This is a genomic window from Sulfitobacter sp. HI0129 (assembly GCF_001635395.1).
Classification (GTDB): Bacteria; Pseudomonadota; Alphaproteobacteria; order Rhodobacterales; family Rhodobacteraceae; genus Sulfitobacter.
The window spans coordinates 1-276 of the sequence record NZ_LWGH01001021.1; the positions used below are offsets into that span (position 1 = coordinate 1).

Annotated in this window: 1 protein-coding gene; it reads right to left on the reverse strand. The window is 55.1% G+C overall.

Annotated elements, in window-relative coordinates:
- The coding region (locus A3764_RS21870; protein WP_150122399.1) for a TRAP transporter large permease subunit at nucleotides 1-276 on the reverse strand (276 nt) is incomplete at both ends.

Here is a 276-nt window from a genome sequence, read left to right on the forward strand (position 1 = left end):
GGCTACGGGCGGAGTGATCATCGACATCATGCCAAAATAGAGGACAAAAAGATGAGCGGATATGGGATCGATTCCCAATCTGGTCAGCGCCGGTGCGACCAGCGCGGCCAGAAGCACGTAGACCGCGATAGTAGGCATTCCCATACCAAGGACGATGGAAACTCCTGCTGCTAGAAACAGCAGTGTGAGGGCCTCGTCACGCGCGAACCCCACAAGATAGGACGTCATGCCAAAGCTAAGCCCGGTTTCATTCAAAACTCCGATCACGATACCGGC